This window comes from Burkholderia sp. Bp9143 (assembly GCF_003853645.1).
Classification (GTDB): Bacteria; Pseudomonadota; Gammaproteobacteria; order Burkholderiales; family Burkholderiaceae; genus Burkholderia.
Genome location: NZ_QTPO01000143.1, coordinates 1 through 1085, shown reverse-complemented (window position 1 = coordinate 1085; position 1085 = coordinate 1). Strand labels below are relative to the sequence as shown.

1 protein-coding gene is annotated in these 1085 nt (G+C 58.5%); it reads left to right on the top strand.

The annotated features are described in order from the left end of the window. Nucleotides 1-42 precede the first annotated feature (42 nt). On the top strand, nt 43-1026 hold the full coding sequence (locus tag DIE23_RS39020) for an IS1595 family transposase (protein ID WP_124618200.1): 984 nt from the start codon (nt 43-45) through the stop codon (nt 1024-1026). Nucleotides 1027-1085: the final 59 nt, after the last annotated feature.

Genomic DNA, 1085 nt, shown 5'->3' with positions numbered 1-1085 from the left:
TAAGGGCTATCCATCTAGCTCCACCTGAGCCATGATAGTGGCATGAGTGAGTCCGAAGCCCAGCATACGCCGGTTGCCGGTCAAGACTATCCACGAACATGGAGCCAGTTCGAGGAATGGTTTGCCGGCGAAGAGGATTGCCTTCGCTATCTCGAACGATTGCGCTGGCGCGAGGGGTTTGTTTGCCCACGTTGCGGGTGCCGGGATGCGCCATATCGAGCCAATCGGGCACGGCTGATTTGCCGTGCGTGCCGTTTTCAATGCACCGTGACGTCGGGCACGATCTTCGACAAGACCCGCACGCCGCTGAAGGTATGGCTGGCAGCGGCCTGGTACATCACGAGTCAGAAGTCGGGCGTCAGTGCGCTTGGACTGCAACGGGTCCTGGGGCTGGGCAGCTACCAGACGGCATGGACCATGCTGCATCGCTTCCGGCGTGCCATGGTCCGTCCTGGACGCGAACAGCTTAAAGGCCTGGTCGAGGTCGATCAAAGCTATCTGGCTATCCGTGAACGTCGGGACAGTTCGTCCGGCACGCAACCCAAAAAGCGCACCACCAAGGCGGTAATCGTGATTGCCGTCGAAATCCTGAAGCCGCGCGGCTTTGGCCGCATCCGACTGCGACGTATTGATCGGGAGAGCGTTGCCGACGTGCTTCCGTTTGTGAAGAGCGTCGTGGCCCCCGGTTCAGTGATTCGCACTGACGGCTCTCCCATGTACATTTCACTGGAGTACAGCTACGCGCATGAACGCGTCGTAGTGAAGTCCATCGCCGACGGCGAGCGTCCTCCGGCACACGTGCCGCTACCAGGCGTACATCGCGTCGCGTCCCTGCTCAAACGATGGCTGCTCGGCACGCATCAGGGTGCAGTAAAACCCGATCAGCTTGAGCATTACCTCGACGAGTTTGTATTCCGGTTCAACCGTCGTACCTCACGTTCGCGCGGCTTGCTCTTTTATCGCCTGCTCGAACAGTCTGTCGTGACCGATCCGATCACCTACGACACCGTGACCCGAAAATCATGAACCGCAAAGAGCTTCAATTTGCATAATGCGGAATAGTGGAGCTAAGTGGATAGCCCTTA

What these genes read in the sequence shown, in the direction of transcription:
- DIE23_RS39020 (WP_124618200.1), top strand. Translation starts at nt 43, where the DNA reads ATGAGTGAGTCCGAAGCCCAGCATACGCCGGTTGCCGGTCAAGACTAT.